The sequence below is a fragment of the Mycobacterium sp. FW102-FHT13B02 genome (assembly GCF_058790275.1).
In genome coordinates this window covers 18,154-34,989 of sequence record NZ_JBYTCM010000003.1, presented here as the reverse complement: position 1 = coordinate 34,989, position 16,836 = coordinate 18,154, and the positions used below count along the sequence as shown (strand labels likewise).

Annotated in this window: 17 protein-coding genes; 7 read left to right on the top strand and 10 right to left on the bottom strand. The window is 66.2% G+C overall.

Translation table 11 applies throughout. The features are described 5' to 3' along the window. Positions 1–165: 165 nt before the first annotated feature. Entirely contained in the window at positions 166–471 is a 306-nt protein-coding gene (locus AC3WTE_RS05740; protein WP_492436375.1) for a hypothetical protein, read from the bottom strand. A 474-nt stretch (positions 472–945) separates the two neighbouring features. On the opposite strand from AC3WTE_RS05740, the gene AC3WTE_RS05735 reads away from it, so the two are divergent. Continuing rightward, positions 946–1,398: a MaoC family dehydratase gene (locus tag AC3WTE_RS05735; protein ID WP_492436373.1), complete on the top strand. Its 453-nt coding sequence runs from the start codon at positions 946–948 to the stop codon at positions 1,396–1,398. Positions 1,399–1,438: 40 nt separating this feature from the next. Here AC3WTE_RS05735 and AC3WTE_RS05730 read toward each other — a convergent pair whose 3' ends face one another. Beyond that, on the bottom strand, positions 1,439–2,641 hold the full coding sequence (locus AC3WTE_RS05730; RefSeq protein WP_492436372.1) for an acyl-CoA dehydrogenase family protein: 1,203 nt from the start codon (positions 2,639–2,641) through the stop codon (positions 1,439–1,441). A gap of 130 nt (positions 2,642–2,771) precedes the next feature. Here AC3WTE_RS05730 and fabG point away from each other — a divergent pair, with 130 nt between their 5' ends. Genes fabG through AC3WTE_RS05710 form a run of 4 tightly spaced genes read left to right on the top strand, consistent with a single transcriptional unit; the run spans position 2,772 to position 6,596 of the window. Beyond that, positions 2,772–3,518, top strand: a complete 747-nt coding sequence (gene fabG, locus AC3WTE_RS05725; protein WP_492436371.1) for a 3-oxoacyl-ACP reductase FabG — start codon at positions 2,772–2,774, stop codon at positions 3,516–3,518. Next, a complete protein-coding gene (locus tag AC3WTE_RS05720) occupies positions 3,519–4,739 on the top strand; it encodes an acetyl-CoA C-acetyltransferase (protein WP_492436369.1) in 1,221 nt (406 codons plus the stop codon). It abuts the gene before it with no gap. Further along, positions 4,736–5,929 carry an acyl-CoA dehydrogenase family protein gene (locus tag AC3WTE_RS05715; protein WP_492436367.1) on the top strand — a complete coding sequence of 398 codons (1,194 nt, stop codon included), beginning with the start codon at positions 4,736–4,738 and terminating at the stop codon, positions 5,927–5,929. The genes AC3WTE_RS05720 and AC3WTE_RS05715 overlap by 4 nt, the downstream gene beginning before the upstream one ends. Further along, positions 5,913–6,596, top strand: coding sequence for a GntR family transcriptional regulator (locus AC3WTE_RS05710; RefSeq protein ID WP_492436366.1), 684 nt, complete (start codon positions 5,913–5,915; stop codon positions 6,594–6,596). Before AC3WTE_RS05715 ends, AC3WTE_RS05710 begins: the two co-directional genes overlap by 17 nt. Here AC3WTE_RS05710 and AC3WTE_RS05705 read toward each other — a convergent pair. The 3 genes from AC3WTE_RS05705 to AC3WTE_RS05695 form a co-directional block, all read right to left on the bottom strand. Further along, a complete protein-coding gene (locus tag AC3WTE_RS05705; protein WP_492436365.1) occupies positions 6,593–7,960 on the bottom strand; it encodes an MFS transporter in 1,368 nt (455 codons plus the stop codon). The genes AC3WTE_RS05710 and AC3WTE_RS05705 overlap by 4 nt on opposite strands. Before the next feature lie 68 nt (positions 7,961–8,028). Continuing rightward, positions 8,029–8,487 carry a nitroreductase/quinone reductase family protein gene (locus AC3WTE_RS05700; RefSeq protein WP_492436363.1) on the bottom strand — a complete coding sequence of 153 codons (459 nt, stop codon included), beginning with the start codon at positions 8,485–8,487 and terminating at the stop codon, positions 8,029–8,031. After that, on the bottom strand, positions 8,480–9,331 hold the full coding sequence (locus AC3WTE_RS05695) for an NmrA family NAD(P)-binding protein (protein WP_492436361.1): 852 nt from the start codon (positions 9,329–9,331) through the stop codon (positions 8,480–8,482). The genes AC3WTE_RS05700 and AC3WTE_RS05695 overlap by 8 nt, the downstream gene beginning before the upstream one ends. A 91-nt stretch (positions 9,332–9,422) precedes the next feature. Between AC3WTE_RS05695 and sigI the strand changes: the two genes are divergently transcribed. Then, a complete protein-coding gene (gene sigI, locus AC3WTE_RS05690; protein ID WP_492436359.1) occupies positions 9,423–10,280 on the top strand; it encodes an RNA polymerase sigma factor SigI in 858 nt (285 codons plus the stop codon). Between the two features lie 58 nt (positions 10,281–10,338). After that, positions 10,339–10,707 (top strand): SpoIIAA family protein, encoded by a 369-nt coding sequence (locus AC3WTE_RS05685; protein ID WP_492436357.1) that lies wholly within the window; start codon positions 10,339–10,341, stop codon positions 10,705–10,707. Between the two features lie 40 nt (positions 10,708–10,747). On the opposite strand, the gene AC3WTE_RS05680 is transcribed toward AC3WTE_RS05685, so the two are convergent. The 5 genes from AC3WTE_RS05680 to AC3WTE_RS05660 form a co-directional block, all read right to left on the bottom strand. Further along, entirely contained in the window at positions 10,748–12,394 is a 1,647-nt protein-coding gene (locus AC3WTE_RS05680; RefSeq protein ID WP_492436356.1) for an acyl-CoA synthetase, read from the bottom strand. 186 nt (positions 12,395–12,580) lie between these two features. Further along, positions 12,581–12,718 carry a CstA-like transporter-associated (seleno)protein gene (locus AC3WTE_RS05675; RefSeq protein WP_492436355.1) on the bottom strand — a complete coding sequence of 46 codons (138 nt, stop codon included), beginning with the start codon at positions 12,716–12,718 and terminating at the stop codon, positions 12,581–12,583. After that, on the bottom strand, positions 12,718–15,000 hold the full coding sequence (locus AC3WTE_RS05670; RefSeq protein ID WP_492436353.1) for a carbon starvation CstA family protein: 2,283 nt from the start codon (positions 14,998–15,000) through the stop codon (positions 12,718–12,720). Before AC3WTE_RS05670 ends, AC3WTE_RS05675 begins: the two co-directional genes overlap by 1 nt. Before the next feature lie 45 nt (positions 15,001–15,045). Next, positions 15,046–16,569: an ATP-dependent DNA ligase gene (locus AC3WTE_RS05665; RefSeq protein WP_492436352.1), complete on the bottom strand. Its 1,524-nt coding sequence runs from the start codon at positions 16,567–16,569 to the stop codon at positions 15,046–15,048. A 32-nt stretch (positions 16,570–16,601) separates the two neighbouring features. Beyond that, entirely contained in the window at positions 16,602–16,793 is a 192-nt protein-coding gene (locus AC3WTE_RS05660; RefSeq protein ID WP_492436351.1) for a hypothetical protein, read from the bottom strand. Positions 16,794–16,836 lie beyond the last annotated feature (43 nt).

The window sequence follows — 16,836 nt, the reverse complement described above, 5'->3', positions numbered from 1 at the left end:
ACCTCAAAGGCTGTGCTCCTGCGGCTCGACACCGAAGCCGGTGGCGCATCCGATATTCGGAGCGTGAGCACCATGGACTCGTCTTGCCCTTTGCTGGTCAATGCGTTGAATATGCCCCGTAGTGGGGATCGATGATAGAGATGCGGTTAGCGCCCAAATCTGCCGTCAACCGGCGACCAGCCTGGTTGATATCGCGTCGATCTCGTGCAGCGCCTTCGTAATCTGCTCCGGCTGAGAATGATTGACCATGGTCCTTCGATCCCACCACATCATCTTGGTGCGGTAGCGCCCGTCCGGGTACGGCGTGGCCGGAATGGGTGCCACCACGCCACCGCCGGATTTCCATAACTCCAGGACGTGCTGGGCTGCCGTGGCCATCACGAACCGCACGCCCATGACGCTGGTCGCGTGATAGGCGGTGCGGGCCAGGAGATTGGTGATGGCGTGCTGGCTCGCGCGGTTGTCGGACACTGCAATCGGTGTCGGAGTCGGAGTCGGACCACGCGATGTTTTCGGCAAAGCGAATGTCAACGTTCGATTCGTATTCGACATACTCCACCGACATCGTTGCCCCATTCGTTTCCCAGCAGTCACTGCAACATCAGTTGGCAGTCGGTTGCGGTAAACGCATCTCGCGCGGACTGTATTCCTTAATTCAGTATCGGGGTTGTTGAGGTCCTACACCCAGCTAGCCATGAAACGTTGTCTGTCGACCTTCGGGGTACCGAAGAATTGGCCAAACAAGTGTGCTGCCGCGATGGATCTTGGCAATCCCAGATATCTCTATATTTGCAGGTTAACCCCGACGGTGCGCGAAGAGGGCGAACTTTGAGCAGCCAAGTACGAGACGCCGGCCAAAAATCTGTGCATTGTGCCGCCCTGGCGGACGCGTTAGAAGTATTAGCGGTGCGGCTCGGGAAGTGGCCGAGCCCGAGAGGAGTAGGTGTGAAGGTCTTCGACAATCTGTCCGAGTTCGTCGCAGCAGCAGGTAGTCAGCTTGGGCCGACGGAGTGGATGGAAATCACCCAGGACCGGGTGAATCTGTTCGCCGAAGCCACCGACGACCATCAGTGGATTCACGTCGATCCTGAACGCGCCGCCGCGGGCCCGTTCGGCGGCACAATTGCTCATGGTTTGCTGACGCTTTCCCTGCTACCGCATTTCACGCACCAGCTGTATCGCGTTGACAACGTCGCATTGGCGATCAATTACGGCTATAACAAGGTCCGGTTCATCACACCGGTCAAGGTCGGAGCAAATGTGCGCGCGAATGCCGTCATTTCGAAAGTCGATGAGCTCGATGGTGCGGTTCAAGCGACCATGACGGTGACGGTCGAGATCGAAGGATCGGAAAAGCCGGCTGCGGTGGTCGAGTCGATCGTGCGAATCATCGGATGATTGCTGGATGGGCCGCTGATCTCGGGGCTGCCGGCTCCGGTCAGCGGCCCGAGGCTACGCGCTGGGCGGCCTTCACCAGTCCGCCGCCGATGATGAGACGCTGAATCTCGCTGGTGCCCTCGTACAGGCGGAGCAGACGGACGTCGCGGTAGATCCGTTCGACGGGCACGTCGCGCATGTAGCCGCTGCCGCCGTGCACCTGCACGGCAAGGTCGGCGACCTTGCCGACCATCTCGGTGCAGAACAGCTTGGCGGCGGACGGCGCGATGCGGCGGTCCGTGCCGCTGACCCACAGCTGCGCCGCGTCGCGGACGAGGGTCCGGCCGGCCATGACGCCGGTCTGCATATCGGCCAGCATGGCCTGCACCAGCTGGAATTCGCCGATCGCGGTGCCGCCCTGGGTGGCGGTCGCGGCATACGCGACCGACTCGTCGAGGGCGCGTTGTGCCGCCCCCACCGCCACCGCGGCGATGTGCACCCGCCCTCGGGCCAGCGAGGTCAGCGCGGCACGGTAACCGATGTCCTCGTTGCCGCCGATGAGAGCATCGGGACCGACGCGGACGTCGTCGAACGTGATATCGGAGGTCCAGGCTCCTTCCTGGCCCATCTTCGCGTCTTTGGGCCCAACCACGACGCCGGGCGCGTCGGCGGGTACCAGGAAGACCGCGATGCCGGGTCCCTCGGCGTCGGCGGGCCGGGTTCGGGCGAACACGACGAAGAGGTTCGCGGTAGGAGCGTTGGTGATGAATCGCTTGTGGCCGCTGATGATCCAGCCGTCACCCTCGCGGACGGCCTTGGTGCGCAAACCTGCGGGGTTGGAGCCGGCACCCGACTCGGTCAGCGCGAAGGACGCGACGCAGTCGCCACTGGCGATCGGCTCCAGCCAGCGCTGCTTCTGCGTGTCGGTGCCGAACCCGACGAGCACCTGCCCGGCAATACCGTTGTTGGTGCCGAACATCGAGCGCACGGCCAGGGTGGTGTAACCCAGTTCCATTGCCATCTCGACGTCCTGGACGAGGTTCAGTCCCAGGCCGCCCCATTCCTGGGGGATCGCGTAGCCGAACAGCCCCATGTCCTTCGCCTGGTCGCGGATGTCGTCGGGCACGCGGTTGTCGTTCATGATCTCCAGCTCGCGCGGCACCACCGCGGTGCGGACGAACCGGCGGGTCGCGTCGAGGATGTCTCGGAAATCCTGCTCACTGACTGAGTGGGTGGCGGTGGGCGCACCGGTGGGTTCGGCCATGTCGGGGGTCTCCTTGCACAACACGAGCGTGAGTCTGGTTTGATGCCAGAAATATCATATTTTATGTATGAGGCCACCGCGGCCGTCAGGGCCGTGGCCGGCCCTGACGATCGAGAGGGAGTGGACGACCATGCCGCTGCTGGACGGACGTATCGCGGTGATCACCGGTGGTGCTCAGGGGATCGGTTACGCGATCGCGGAGCGATTCATCGCCGAAGGTGCCCGCGTGGTGATCGGCGATCTGAACCTCGACGCGACCGAAGCGGCCGTCGCCAAGCTCGGTGGCGCCGACGTGGCCAGGGCGGTGCGGTGCGACGTGACCTCTGCCGCCGACGTGCAGGCGCTGATCGATGCGGCCGTCGAGTTCGGCGGCTTGGGCACCATCGATGTCATGGTCAACAACGCCGGTATCACCCGCGACGCCACCATGCGCAAGATGACCGAGGAGCAGTTCGACCAGGTCATCGCCGTCCACCTGAAAGGCTGTTGGAACGGCACCCGGCTGGCCGCCGGCGTCATGCGGGAGGCGAAAAGCGGTGCCATCATCAATATTTCGTCCATCTCGGGCAAGGTCGGCCTGGTCGGCCAGACCAATTACTCAGCGGCCAAGGCCGGCATCGTCGGCCTGACGAAGGCGGCCGCCAAGGAAGTCGCCCACCTCGGCGTGCGGATCAATGCTGTGCAGCCGGGTTTGATCCGGTCCGCGATGACCGAGGCCATGCCGCAACGGATCTGGGACCAGAAGTTGGCAGAGATCCCCATGGGACGGGCTGCCGAACCCAGTGAAGTGGCGTCGGTGGTCACGTTCCTGGCATCGGACATGTCGTCGTACATGACGGGCTGCGTCCTGGAAATCACCGGGGGACGGCACATCTAGATGGCTGCGACCAGTCCCGTCATCTGCGCGCCGGTACGTACCCCCATCGGCCGCTACGGCGGCATGTTCAAGTCCCTGACCGCGGTCGAGCTCGGTGTCGCGGCGCTGCAGGGTTTGTTGCAGCGCACCGGGATTCCATTGGACGCGGTGCAGGACGTCATTCTCGGGCACTGCTACCCGTCCAGTGAAGCCCCGGCAATCGGCCGCGTGGTGGCGCTCGACGCCGGATTGCCCGTCACGGTGCCGGGCATGCAGGTCGATCGACGCTGCGGGTCGGGCCTGCAAGCCGTGATCCAGGCCTGCATGCAGGTGGCCAGTGGCGCAAACGATCTCGTGATCGCCGGTGGCGCGGAGTCGATGAGCAACGTTGCCTTTCACTCGACCGACATGCGGTGGGGCGGCTCGCGGGGCGGCATCACGGTGCATGACGGACTGGCGCGTGGGCGGACCACTGCCGGTGGCAAGAACTACCCGGTGCCCGGCGGCATGCTCGAAACCGCGGAGAACCTGCGCCGGCAGTACGCGATCTCTCGCGTGGAGCAGGATGCCCTGGCCGTGCGCTCCCATCAGAAAGCCGTTGCGGCACAGCGCAGTGGCGTGCTGGCCGACGAGATCGTCCCGGTGACGGTGCCGTCGCGGACGGGTGGCACCGTTGTCGATACCGACGAACATCCCCGGGCAGATACCACCGTCGAGGCGTTGGCGAAGCTCAAACCCGTTCTGGGCAAGAGTGATCCGGAGGCCACAGTGACGGCGGGCAACTCCAGCGGGCAGAACGACGCGGCCTCGATGTGCGTCGTGACCACCCCGGCGCGGGCGGCCGACCTCGGGCTGGCGCCACTGGTGCGACTGGTGTCGTGGGGCGTGGCCGGGGTACCGCCGAATGTGATGGGCCTCGGCCCGGTTCCGGCCACCGAGGTCGCGCTGGCCAAAGCCCGACTGGCTCTTGCTGATATCGATCTGATCGAGCTCAACGAGGCCTTCGCCGCACAGGCGCTGGCGTGCACCCGGGAATGGAAGTTCACCGACGGCGACTGGGAGCGCACGAATGTGCGAGGGTCGGGCATCTCGCTCGGCCACCCCGTCGGCGCGACCGGCGGCCGGATGCTCGCGACGCTGGCACACGAACTGCACCTGCGGGACGCTCGCTACGGACTGGAAACCATGTGCATCGGAGGCGGCCAGGGGTTGGCTGCCGTATTCGAACGGATCACACCATGACACGTCTGGCCCAGACCGCCGGTCTCAGCGAGGTACAACGCGAAATCATCGCCACGGTAAGGCAATTCGTCGACCGAGAGATCATTCCGGCGGCCCAGCAACTGGAGCACTCGGATTCCTACCCGCAGGCCATCGTCGATCAGATGAAAGACCTGGGTCTGTTCGGCCTGATGATCCCGCAGGAGTACGGCGGGCTCGGTGAGTCGCTGCTGACATATGCCTTGTGCGTCGAAGAACTCGCCCGGGGGTGGATGAGCATCTCGGGCGTCATCAACACCCACTTCATCGTCGCCTACATGCTCCGTCAGCATGGCACCGACGAGCAGAAGCAGCGTTACCTGCCCCGCATGGCAACCGGCGAGGTGCGCGGCGCCTTCTCGATGTCCGAGCCCGAGCTCGGCTCCGACGTCGCCGCGATCCGCACCAGGGGCGTGCGCGACGGTGACGGTGGCTACACCATCACCGGCCAGAAGATGTGGCTGACCAACGGCGGCAGTTCGACTCTGGTGGCGGCGCTGGTGAAAACCGATGAGGGAGCGGACAAACCGCACCGCAACCTGACAGCCTTCCTGGTCGAGAAGCCGACCGGTTTCGGTGAGGTCAAGCCGGGCCTGACCATCCCGGGCAAGATCGACAAACTGGGCTACAAGGGCATCGACACCACCGAGCTCGTCTTCGACGGGTACCGCGCAGGCGCCGAGGACGTGCTCGGCGGCAAGCCCGGCGAGGGCTTCTTCCAGATGATGGACGGTATCGAGGTCGGTCGGGTGAACGTATCCGCGCGGGCTTGCGGTGTCGGCATCCGCGCCTTCGAACTGGCGGTGCGCTACGCCCAGCAGCGGGAGACGTTCGGTAAGCCGATCGCCGACCACCAGGCCATCGCGTTCCAACTCGCCGAGATGGCCACCAAAGTCGAAGCAGCACATCTGATGATGGTCAACGCCGCCCGGCTCAAGGACTCGGGTGAGCGCAACGATGTCGCGGCCGGGATGGCGAAATACCTTGCCAGTGAGTTCTGTTCGGAAGTCACTCAGCAGAGTTTCCGGATCCACGGCGGCTACGGCTACTCCAAGGAGTACGAGATCGAACGCCTGATGCGGGACGCGCCGTTCCTGTTGATCGGTGAGGGCACCAGCGAAATCCAAAAGACAATCATCAGCAAGAGCCTGCTCCATGAATACCGCATCTGAACCCGAATTCGCCGCGCCAGCACAGCTTTCTCATGACGTGGCGCGGTACGTGCGCCGGCGCATCTTCAATGGCACATATCCGGCGGGGGAGTACCTGCGGCTGGACCAGCTGGCCACCGAACTGGGCGTCAGCGTCACCCCGGTCCGGGAGGCGTTGCTGAACCTGCGGGCCGAGGGACTGCTGGTGCAGCATCCGCGGCGCGGCTTCATGGTGCTGGAGGTGACCGCGCGCGACGTGTCGGACGTGGCCATGGTGCAGGCGTTCGTCGGTGGGGAATTGGCGGCCCGCGCCGCGGCGAACATCACCGCCGACCAGGTCGTCGAACTGACCCGGATCCAGAACGCGCTGGAACAGGCCTACCAGCACACCGATGTCGACCGCATGGTGCGGCTCAACCACGAGTTCCACCGGCTGATCAACGTCATCGCCGATTCGCCCAAGCTGACCCAATTCATGTCAGGCATAACGCGTTACGCACCAGAGGCGGTGTTCCCGACGCTCGAGGGCTGGCCGGATCTGTCGATCCGGGACCACCGCCGGGTCATTGCCGCGCTACAAGCAGGCGACGGCGATGCGGCCCGAACGGCGATGGCTGAACACTTCGAGGTCGGAGTCCTGCCGCTCACCGAGCACCTCTCGGAACGCGGTGTGATCCGCGAGGGCTAAGCCGACGAGCGCAGTTCGTCGGCTTCCTGCTCCAGGTGCGAGCGCCGCGACGTCTCACCCATGAACACGTAGACGAGCAGCGAGATCAGGGCGCAGCCCGCCACGTAGTAGAAGAACCACGACTCGCGCCCGATGTGCTTGAGCCACAGGGCGATGTATTCGGTGGAGCCGCCGAAGACTGCGACGGTGAGGGCGTATGGGAACCCCACGCCGAGCGCGCGGATTCGTGCCGGGAACAGCTCGGCCTTCACGACCGCGTTGATCGACGTGTAGCCGGACACGATGATCAGGCCGAGCATCATCAACCCAAAAGCGGGCAGCGCGGTGTGGGTGTGCGCCACGGTCGAGAGCAGCGGGACGCTGAACAGCGTTGCGCAGATGCCGAATCCGATGAGCAGGGGTCGCCGGCCGATGCGGTCCGACAGTGCGCCGAACACCGGCTGCAGCAGCACGAAGAGGACTAGGGCGATGAAGTTGATCCACGCCACCTCTTCCTTGGCCAGACCCGCGGTGTTGATCATGAACTTCTGCATGTACGTCGTGAACGTGTAGAACGCGATGGTGCCACCCAGGGTGAGGCCGACGACAGTCAGGCATTCGCGCGGGTAGGACAGCAGGACGCGCAGGCTGCCCTGCTGTGCGGAATCACCTTCGGCGGCAGCGTCTTCCGCTGCCAGCTTGAAGTTCTCTGATTCGTCCATGGTGCGCCGCAGCCACATCACGGTCACCGCGGCCACCGCGCCGATCGCGAAGGCGATGCGCCACCCCCAGGAATGCATCTGGGTGGGGGTGAGGAAGCGCTGCAGGATGATCTGGACGCCGAGCGCCAGCAGTTGGCCGCTGGTGAGCGTGACGTACTGGAACGAGGAGTAGAAGCCGCGCCGGTGCGGGGTGGCGACCTCGCTCAAATACGTTGCGGATGTGCCGTACTCGCCGCCCAGCGACAGCCCCTGCAAGAGGCGGGCGACGACGAGCAGGATCGGCGCAAGGGTACCGATCTGTGCGTATCCCGGCAGCACCGCGATTCCGAGGGAGCCGAGACCCATCAGGGTCACCGACAGGGTGAGAGCCGCGCGTCGGCCGAACCGGTCGGCGTAGCGACCGAAGACCCAACCGCCGAGCGGCCGTACCAGAAAACCGACGGCGAAGATTCCGGCGGTGTTGAGCAGCTGTGCCGTCTGATTCCCGGACGGAAAGAACACGCTGGCGAAGTAGACGCTGAACGCGGCGTACGTGTACCAGTCGTACCACTCGATCAGGTTGCCCAGCGAACCACGAATCACGTTGCCGGCCACGGATCGTGCCGGTTTCGCAGCCTGCGCCTCGGCCTGTTCTTCGGCCGCAGCCGGTTGCTCTGGTGCCATGATGGGCGCTCCCGTTCTCGACTTCGGTGCACCCATCATGCCTTGCGGACTTCGCGAAGTGCTCCAGATCAGCCCAGCGGGTCGAACCGGAAGACGGCGAGTCTGCCTGCCAGCGACTCGAATTCGTCGGGTGTGCCGTCCGTGACCATGCCGGAGCTCTTCGCGAACTTGACGCCGACGGGCACCTGCACGGGGAACTCACGCAGCACCGGCCGCGCTTGGTCGACCGTCAGCTCGGTGATCTTCACCGCCCGGGACTTACGCCCGCGTGTCAACGTACCGGTGCCGGCGGCACGGGCATTGAGGGCCCAGTGCGCGCCCGGATAGCCGGCCACGGCATACATCGCGCCGTGAACGACGAACGGTGTCATCGGGGTGCTGCGCGGCGTGCCGGTCTTGCGGCCGGGCACGGTCAGCACCATCGCGGGGCCGACCGGAATGCCGAGCTTCCCGACTGCCACAACGACCTTGTTCATCGGTTTGAGGTAGCGCGGCGGGCGTGGATTCGATGTGCGCGGCTCAGACATGGCTGGTCTCCTCTGTGCGTGAGAAGGCCTCGCGGTGGTGGCCCACCCACTCGGCGAACGTCTGCGCCGGGCGGCCGAGGATGCGGCCGACCTCGTCGCTCACCGGTGCTGGGCGGTCGACGGTCTCGGCCAGGAGCGCGGTGTAGGCGGTGCCGAACTCGGCGGGGAAGCCGATGGCGACGAACCGCTCACGGACCTGCTCGACCGGGATTTCGCGGTAGAACAGCTCGCGCGCCAGCACCTTGCCGACGACGGCCAGCAGCTCGGCATTGGTGAGGGACTGCGGTCCCGTCAACGGAATCTTGCGGCCGTTCAGCTCGTCGGTCAGCAGTGCGTGGGCGGCGACGGCCGCGATGTCCGACTCGACGATCGGGGCGCTGGAGGCCGAGGCGAATGGGCCGGCCACGACATCGCCGGCCTGCAGTTGCCCGGCCCACATGCCGATGAAGTTGGTGGCGAACAATGCCGGCCGCAGACTCACCCACGGCAGCCCGGAGTCGATGGCCAGCTGTTCGACCTCCTTGTTGCGGTCACCCCGCAGGCGCGACGGCTGGCGGGTGAAGTCTTCGTCGACGTTCATCGCGGACAGCGCCACCAGTTTGGCTCCGGTATCCCTGGCTGCCTCGACCGTCCACGCCAGGTCCGGCCCGAGGGCGCGGGAGTTGAGAAACACCGCGTCCGTACCGGCCAGGCCGTCGCGTACCGACGTGACGATCTCGACCCCGGGCGGGAAGTGCGGAGACGGGTTACGGGTGACGGCACGGACTTTCGCGCCCGCGGCGTGCAACTGTTCGACGAGTGGGCGACCGACGTTGCCGGTGGCCCCAGTGATGAGAATGGTCATGAACCAAGGACGGAAGTCCGTCCCAGAAAGTTACGATCCGCGGGATGAGGCAGTGCGGTAACTTTTCACCACCCTGGATCGTCTTTAACTGATGACAGAAACCACTGGATTTACTGCGGCTTGGCGCCACCACCACCCGTATCTGGTCAATCTCGCATACCAGATGCTCGGCGATGTCGGTGACGCCGAAGATGTTGCGCAGGAAGCGTTTCTGCGGCTGTCCCGCACGGCGCCCGGTGAGGTCGAAGATGTCCGTGCCTGGCTGACCACCGTGGCGGGCCGGTTGTGCCTTGACGTGGTGCGGTCGGCGCGGGCGCGACGGGAACAACCGACCGAGCAGGACCAGATGCCGCCACTGGTTTCCAGTGAGCCGGACCCCGCCGACCGGATCACGCTCGACGACGAGATCTCGGGCGCCTTGCTGCGGGTGCTGCGGCAGCTGAGTCCCGGCGAGCGCGTCGCGTTCATCCTGCACGACGTGTTCCAGGTGCCGTTCGATTCGATCGCAGAGACCGTCGGCCGGCCCGTCGGCACCTGTCGGCAACTGGCCCGGCGGGCGCGGGCCAAGGTGGCGAGTACGGACCTGCGCGCCGACGACGTGGAGGTGACCGAACATCAGCTCGTCACCGAAAAGTTCATCACCGCCTGCGCCGGCGGCGACGTGCAGTCATTGGCCGCGGTGCTGGACCCGACGGTCTGGGGCGTCGGTACGGTGCTGAGCGATCCGCCGATCCCGCCGATCGTCAACCACGGACGCCAGCGGGTCGCCGAGAACCTGATGCTGTACCTCGGCCCGGGCACGACCGTGGTAGCCGGTCCGCTCGGCCAACCCGTCCTGCTGGCGTTCGCCCGCCGGCAGCTTTTCGCGGTGGTGGTCCTGACGATTCGCGATGGACTCGTCGCCAAGATCGAAGCGACGGCCGATCCGTTGGCCCGGTTCGGGGCGTGATCTTTTTCCGCGAGCTGGAGTACCTCCGGCTCACGCGCCGTCGTCGTACGCTGGCGACATGATCGAAAAGCTGGCAGACATGCCCGACGGTGTGACCGGCATTCGCGTTTCGGGGCGACTGAGTGGTGACGACATCCGCGAGTTCGAGCCCGCCATGGACGACCTCGTCGTCGATGGCGAGATCCGGATCGTCGAGGTGATCGCACCCGACTACGAGGGCTACGGGCCGGGCGGACTGGCCGAGGACTTGAAGGTCGGGTTCGGTGCGCTGTTCAAACACCACTCGGCGTTCAAACGCATCGCGGTGGTGTCCGACAAAGCCTGGGTGGCGCACACCTTGCACGCCGTCGCCTGGATGATCCCGGGCGAGCTCCAGGTCTTCGGGAACGACGAACTCGACCGTGCCAAGGAGTGGGCTGCAGGCTGACGTTCCCCGGCGCGCAGGAGGTACCTCCGGCTCGCTGAACTCAGTCCTGGAGCGCCTGCTCCTTGGCCCAGCGATAGTCGGCCTTGCCTGCGGGGCTGCGCACGATGCTCGGCCGGAACACGATGGCCTTCGGCAGCTTGTAGCGCGCGATGGATTCCGCCGCGTGCTTGATGAGGTCGGTGGCAGCGACAACGGCGCCTTCGGCGAGAGCCACTACTGCGACCACCTCATTGCCCCAGCGTTCGCTGGGTCGGCCTGCGACGACCACGTCGACCACGGCCGGATGCGAGGCGATGGCGGACTCGACCTCTTCGGCGAAGATCTTCTCGCCGCCGGAGTTGATGGTCACGGAGTCGCGGCCCAGCAGCTCGACGGTGCCGCCCTCCAGCAGTCGGGCGCGGTCGCCGGGCACGGCGTACCGGACACCGTCGATCACCGGGAATGTCTTGGCCGTCTTGGCCGCATCGCCCTTGTAGCCGAGCGGTACGTGGCCTTCCTGGGCCAGCCAGCCGTTGCCCTCGTGCCCGGGGGCCAGCAGTGCGGTGAAGTCCTCCGAGACGATCCGGGTGGCGGTCCCGGCGGTGAAGGTACCGCTGGATACGTTGGCCTTGGTCGATACGTGCGACATCTGCGCGCCGGTCTCGGATGCACCGACAGCGTCGATCACCATGGCGTTCGGCAGTGCGGCGACCAGGCGGCCCTTCACGGCCGGGGTGAACAGTGCGCCGCCGTTGGCCACCACGACCAGCGAGGTCGGGTCGTGGCTGCCGTCGGCCATGGCCTCCTCGATGGCGGTGACCAGAGGCCGGGCCATGGCATCCCCGACGACCGTCGCAATCGCGATCTTCTCGCGGGCGATGGTCTGGACGATCTCCTTGGCGTTGAAACCTTCGACGTCTTCGGCGAAGACGATGGTCTGGCCGTTGTTGATGCCGGTCATCACCGCCCACTGGGCGGCACCGTGCATGAGCGGCGGCAGGATCATCATGCGCATCTCGGCGGCAGCTGAGGCCCGGTCGACGATCTCCTGGGCGGACTCGGCGGGCTCGCCTGTCATCGCGTTACGTCCGCCGAACGAGGCCATGAAGATGTCGTGTTGGCGCCACAGCACGCCTTTGGGCATGCCCGTGGTGCCGCCGGTGTACAGCACGTAGAGGTCGTCGGGAGACGGCGTCACGGGCGGCGGCGAGACCTCGGTGTTCACGATGGTCTCGTAGTCGACGGCGCCGGGCAGTAGCTCGTTGCCCGAGCTGTCGCCGATCTGGATCAGCACCTTGAGGTTGGGCAGGTCCGGCAGCACCTCGGCCAGGGTCGGCGCGAAAGCGGCGTGGTAGATCAGAGCCGAGGCGCCGGCGTCGTTCAGCAGGTACTGCAGCTCGGCCTTGACGTACCGGTAGTTGACGTTGAACGGCGCCACCCGGGCCCGGAACGCGCCGAGCAGCGACTCGACGAACTCGGGGCCGTTGTAGGCGTAGATGCCCACGAGGTCCTGGCCGACTTCGTGGCCGGCCAGCTGGTCGCGCTCGGTGTGCACGCCCAGGCCCTGGGCGTGCAGGTAGGCGGCGAGGCGGTTGGCCCGGGCGACAACCTCGGCGTAGGTGAAGCGGCGGTCGCCCTGGATGATGAGGGTACGGTCCGGGATGGCTGCAGCGACGGCGTCGGTGACGTCGGAAACCGTGAACAGCACGTTTCTCCTAAGGCTGGCGGGGCAAAAACTGGACAACTGTCCATACACTTATTTAGTACCACGGAGTGCGGGTCGCCTCTTGTGGTACCACCCCTGTGCCAATGCAACAGCCGTATGCGTCCACTGTGCGGACGGTCGGGTGCAGGGCGGTTGGCCGGCACCGGCGAGGATCGCCTGCCCCGTGGCTCAGCAGCAGCGGCCCTGGGGATTGACGTCGGCGGCGCGGTGCCGGGCCTTCCAGTAGTCGCGCTCGCTCACCGCCGGCTCACCGGCGTGGGCGCGACGGTGGTGTTCCAGGTACCGGGCGTAGTGGTTGTCGCCCATCAATGATGACCAGTACCAACGGATCTGACGTACGACCTCGGCAGCGCGTCCCATTGTTTCTGCACCTCCTTCTCGGCGTCGGTGGGGAAGAGGCCGCGCGGGGCGAACCGCCGTGACGGCACCGATTCGTCGTCGGTCAGTGGCCGGCCGCCGCCGCGGACGGCTTGCACGGCAACAATGACGCCCATCAGGACGACGATGACCACCAGTACCGCGAAGATGATGGACAGCGTGCCCTGGATGAACGTGTTCCGGATGACGGCGTCGATCTGGTCAGGATTCTTGGCGGAGCCGAACGTCGTCTTGCCGGCGGCCTTGGCCGCCAGATACTGCGAATGCTGTTGCCAGTAGCCGATCTTGGGGTCGCGGGAGAAAATCTTCTGCCACGACGCGGTGAGCGTCACGAGGGCGTCCCAGAACAGCGGCAGCCCCGGAATCCAGGCCCATTTCAGCAGGCCTTTCTTGATCACCACGACAGTGACGACGGTCAGCGCGATGGCGGCGAGCAATTGGTTGGCGATGCCGAACAACGGGAACAGGGTATTGATGCCACCGAGGGGATCGGTGACGCCCATGAGCAGGATGCTGCCCCAACCCGCGACGACGAGCAGGCTGCAGGCCCATGCGCCGATGCGCCAGCTGGGATCGCGCAGCTTGCGCAGCGGTCCACCGAGATTGCCCAGGGCATCGGACAACATGAAGCGGGCGACCCGGGTGCCGGCGTCCACGGTGGTGAGGATGAACAGCGCCTCGAACATGATCGCGAAGTGGTACCAGAAGGCCTTCATGCTGGAGCCGCCGAAGACTTGGTGCAGGACTTCGGACATACCCAGCGCCAGCGTGGGTGCGCCGCCGGTGCGCGAAATCACCGAGTGCTCACCGACTTCCGTCGCGGCCGACGTGATCTGGCCGGGGGTGATCGGGGCTCCCGACAGGCCCAGCCCGTTGGCATAGGCGGCCGCGGTCGAGGCACTGGTGCCCGTGGCCGTGGCCGGCGAGTTGATCACGAAGTACAGATGCTGGTTGAGGATCGCCGCCGTGATCAGCGCCATGATGGCGACGAACGACTCGGTCAGCATGCCGCCGTAGCCGATCAGCCGCGTCTGCCCTTCCTTTTCCAGGAGCTTCGGTGTGGTGCCCGACGAGATCAGGGAATGGAAGCCGGACAGCGCACCACACGCGATGGTGATGAACAGGAACGGAAACAGCGCACCGGCGAACACCGGACCGTCGCCCCGGGTGGCGAACTGGGACACCGCGGGAGCAGACATAGCGGGCTGCGCGACCAGGATGCCGACCGCGAGCAGCGAGATGGTGCCGACCTTCATGAACGTCGACAGGTAGTCGCGCGGCGCGAGCAGGAACCACACCGGCAGCACCGAGGCGGCCAGTCCGTAACCGATGATGCACCACGACAACGTCACCTTCGACAGCGTGAACCAGTCTGCGCCCCATGATGTTTCGGCGACCCAGCCGCCGGAGATCACCGTCAGCAGGAGCAGTGCGACACCGAACAGGGACACCTCGGACACCCGGCCGGGCCGCAGGAACCGCAGGTACAGACCCATGAAGATGGCGATCGGAATGGTCATCGCGATGGAGAACACACCCCACGGACTCTCGGCCAGTGCGTTGACCACGACGAGCGCCAGCACAGCCAGCAGGATCACCATGATCACCAGTACGGCGACGATGGCGGCGACGCCGCCGATGGGCCCGAGTTCGTCACGCGCCATCTGGCCGAGGGAGCGACCGCGGCGCCGTGTCGAGATGACCAGCACCAGGTAGTCCTGCACGCAGCCGGCGACGACCGCGCCGACGATGATCCAGATGGTCCCGGGCAGGTAACCCATCTGCATGGCCAGCACCGGCCCGACCAGCGGCCCGGCGCCGGCGATGGCGGCGAAGTGATGGCCGAAGAGCACCCGGCGGTCGGTCGGCATGTAGTCGATGTCGTTCTCGAGAAACTCTGCCGGGGTGGCGTGATCGTCGCGCGGTTTGACGATCTTCATCTCGATCAGCCGCGCGTAGAACCGGTAGCCGATGACGTAGGTGCAGATGGCGGCGATGACGAACCACACCGCGTTGACGGTCTCGCCGCGGGCGAAGGCGATGACGGCCCACGCCACGGCGGCGAGGACTGCGATGACGCCGAAGATCACCCGATGCCGGGCAGTGATGGGCGAGCGGTCGATGATCGCGACCGGGGGTAGGTCCGGGTCGGTACGCACATAGGTGACATCCCCGACGGATTCGTCGGGGAGTGCGGTGGCTGGCGACATGCCCCACATCCTGTCATCCGGTGGCGCCGAATCGCGGGGTAACACTCAGCGTTCGTACAGGGACCTGACGGTGTTGATGGTGTCGGCCTCCTCCGGCCGCTTGTCGTCGCGGTAGCGCAGCACCCGAGCGAATCGCAGCGCCATCTTGCCGGGATAGCGGCTCGAGCCCTGGACGCCGTCAAACGCGATCTCGACCACCTGCTCGGGCCGCAGCCGCACCACATATGCGTCCATCGGGCCGGCGGCCAATTCGGTGAACCGTGCGGTCTGCCAGTCCAGCATCGCGTCGGTCATCCCTTTGAAGGTCTTGCCCAACATGACGTATCCGCCGGTATCCGGGTCGCGGGCGCCCAGATGGATGTTCGACAGCTTGCCTGTGCGCCGGCCAGAACCCCACTCGACGGCCAGCACCACCAGATCCAGGGTGTGCACCGGTTTGACCTTCAGCCAGCCGGCGCCGCGCCGGCCCGCCTCGTAGGGCGACGCGGGGTGCTTGGCCATCACGCCTTCGTGACCGGCGGCGAGAGTCTGCTCGAGGAACTGTTGGGCGACAACCGAATCGGAGGTGACGCAGCGGCGTACCCGGAGCGGCTCGGGAACGACCTCCTCGAGTGCGTTCCGGCGCTGGGCTGCCGACTGATCCAGCAGGTCGGTGCCGTCGCGGTGCAAGATGTCGAAGAAGAACACCGAAAGCGGTTGCGCCCCGTCGTCGGAGCGTTTGCCGATCCGGGAGGAGGTGACCTGGAACCGGTGCGGACGACCGTCGGCCCGTAGGGCGAGGGCTTCGGCATCCGCGATCAGGTCGGCGACGGGCAGGGCCAGCACCGCGTTCACCACGTCGGGCACCCGGGCCGTGATGTCATCCAGGCTGCGGGTGAAGACCGATACCTCGGAACCGGCCCGGTGAATCTGCAGTCGAACCCCGTCGAGCTTCGTCTCGAATATTGCCGCGCCACCCAGCTTTTCGAGTGCGTCGCCCACACCGGTGGCTGTCTGCGCGAGCATCGGACTCACCGGCCTGCCGACGGTCAGGGTGAAGCGCTGCAGGCTGTCGGCGCCATCGGACAGCGCGGCGGCCGCCACTGTGGCCAGTTCGCCGTTGAGCATCGCGGCGCGCCGCACGTCGGCGGCCGGGAGGCCCGCAGCCTTGGCGACGGCGTCCGCCATCACCCCGGCCAGTGCGCCCTGCCGGAGCCCGCCGCTGAGCAGTCCGCGCAGGAACGTCTGTTCGGCCGCGGTGGCGGCCCCGAACAGGTCGTGGAGCAGTTCGGTGCGGGTGGCAGCCGAACCTCGGCCGGTGACGGCCTTGATGGCCGACAGCGCGGCGTCGACCTTGATGACACTCAGTGTCGGGCTGTCGGCCGGTGGCGGCAGCGAACGCAGCGTCGCCCAGCCGACCCCGATCTGCCGCTGTGGCAACTCACCGGACAGCCAGTCGACGACGATGGCGACAGTGGCCGGATCACCGGCCGCGGCGCCGAGCAGAGCCGCGATGCGGCTGATCTTCGCCGACCGGGCAGCCACCGCGCTGACGTCTGCTGAGGCCACGGCGACGTCGGTGAGAAGCACGAACCCAGCTTGGCACGGGGGACCGACAATCTTCAGCCGGCGCTGAGTAATCCATCCAAGACTGCGGCTTCGGCCCGGGGCACCGGCACGTCCGGGGTCTCCGCGTTGTCGATGGCGCTGAGCGCACTGCGGATCGCCGCGGTCGAAATGCCGTCCTTCGACTTGCGTGCCGCAGTCAGCCGGACCCGGAGGTCGGTGCGCCACTGCTGGGCCGGTTCGGTCATCCGGTCACCGTAGCGATGTGGATTCGCCTCGCCAAGCGAGTAT

Excerpts from the sequence above, each read along its gene's own strand:
- AC3WTE_RS05730 (WP_492436372.1), bottom strand. The coding sequence starts at position 2,641 with ATGGCCGAACCCACCGGTGCGCCCACCGCCACCCACTCAGTCAGTGAG.
- fabG (WP_492436371.1), top strand. The coding sequence starts at position 2,772 with ATGCCGCTGCTGGACGGACGTATCGCGGTGATCACCGGTGGTGCTCAG.
- AC3WTE_RS05720 (WP_492436369.1), top strand. The coding sequence starts at position 3,519 with ATGGCTGCGACCAGTCCCGTCATCTGCGCGCCGGTACGTACCCCCATC.
- AC3WTE_RS05715 (WP_492436367.1), top strand. The coding sequence starts at position 4,736 with ATGACACGTCTGGCCCAGACCGCCGGTCTCAGCGAGGTACAACGCGAA.
- AC3WTE_RS05710 (WP_492436366.1), top strand. The coding sequence starts at position 5,913 with ATGAATACCGCATCTGAACCCGAATTCGCCGCGCCAGCACAGCTTTCT.
- AC3WTE_RS05705 (WP_492436365.1), bottom strand. The coding sequence starts at position 7,960 with ATGGCACCAGAGCAACCGGCTGCGGCCGAAGAACAGGCCGAGGCGCAG.
- AC3WTE_RS05700 (WP_492436363.1), bottom strand. The coding sequence starts at position 8,487 with ATGTCTGAGCCGCGCACATCGAATCCACGCCCGCCGCGCTACCTCAAA.
- AC3WTE_RS05695 (WP_492436361.1), bottom strand. The coding sequence starts at position 9,331 with ATGACCATTCTCATCACTGGGGCCACCGGCAACGTCGGTCGCCCACTC.
- sigI (WP_492436359.1), top strand. The coding sequence starts at position 9,423 with ATGACAGAAACCACTGGATTTACTGCGGCTTGGCGCCACCACCACCCG.
- AC3WTE_RS05685 (WP_492436357.1), top strand. The coding sequence starts at position 10,339 with ATGATCGAAAAGCTGGCAGACATGCCCGACGGTGTGACCGGCATTCGC.
- AC3WTE_RS05675 (WP_492436355.1), bottom strand. The coding sequence starts at position 12,718 with ATGGGCGACAACCACTACGCCCGGTACCTGGAACACCACCGTCGCGCC.
- AC3WTE_RS05670 (WP_492436353.1), bottom strand. The coding sequence starts at position 15,000 with ATGTCGCCAGCCACCGCACTCCCCGACGAATCCGTCGGGGATGTCACC.
- AC3WTE_RS05660 (WP_492436351.1), bottom strand. The coding sequence starts at position 16,793 with ATGACCGAACCGGCCCAGCAGTGGCGCACCGACCTCCGGGTCCGGCTG.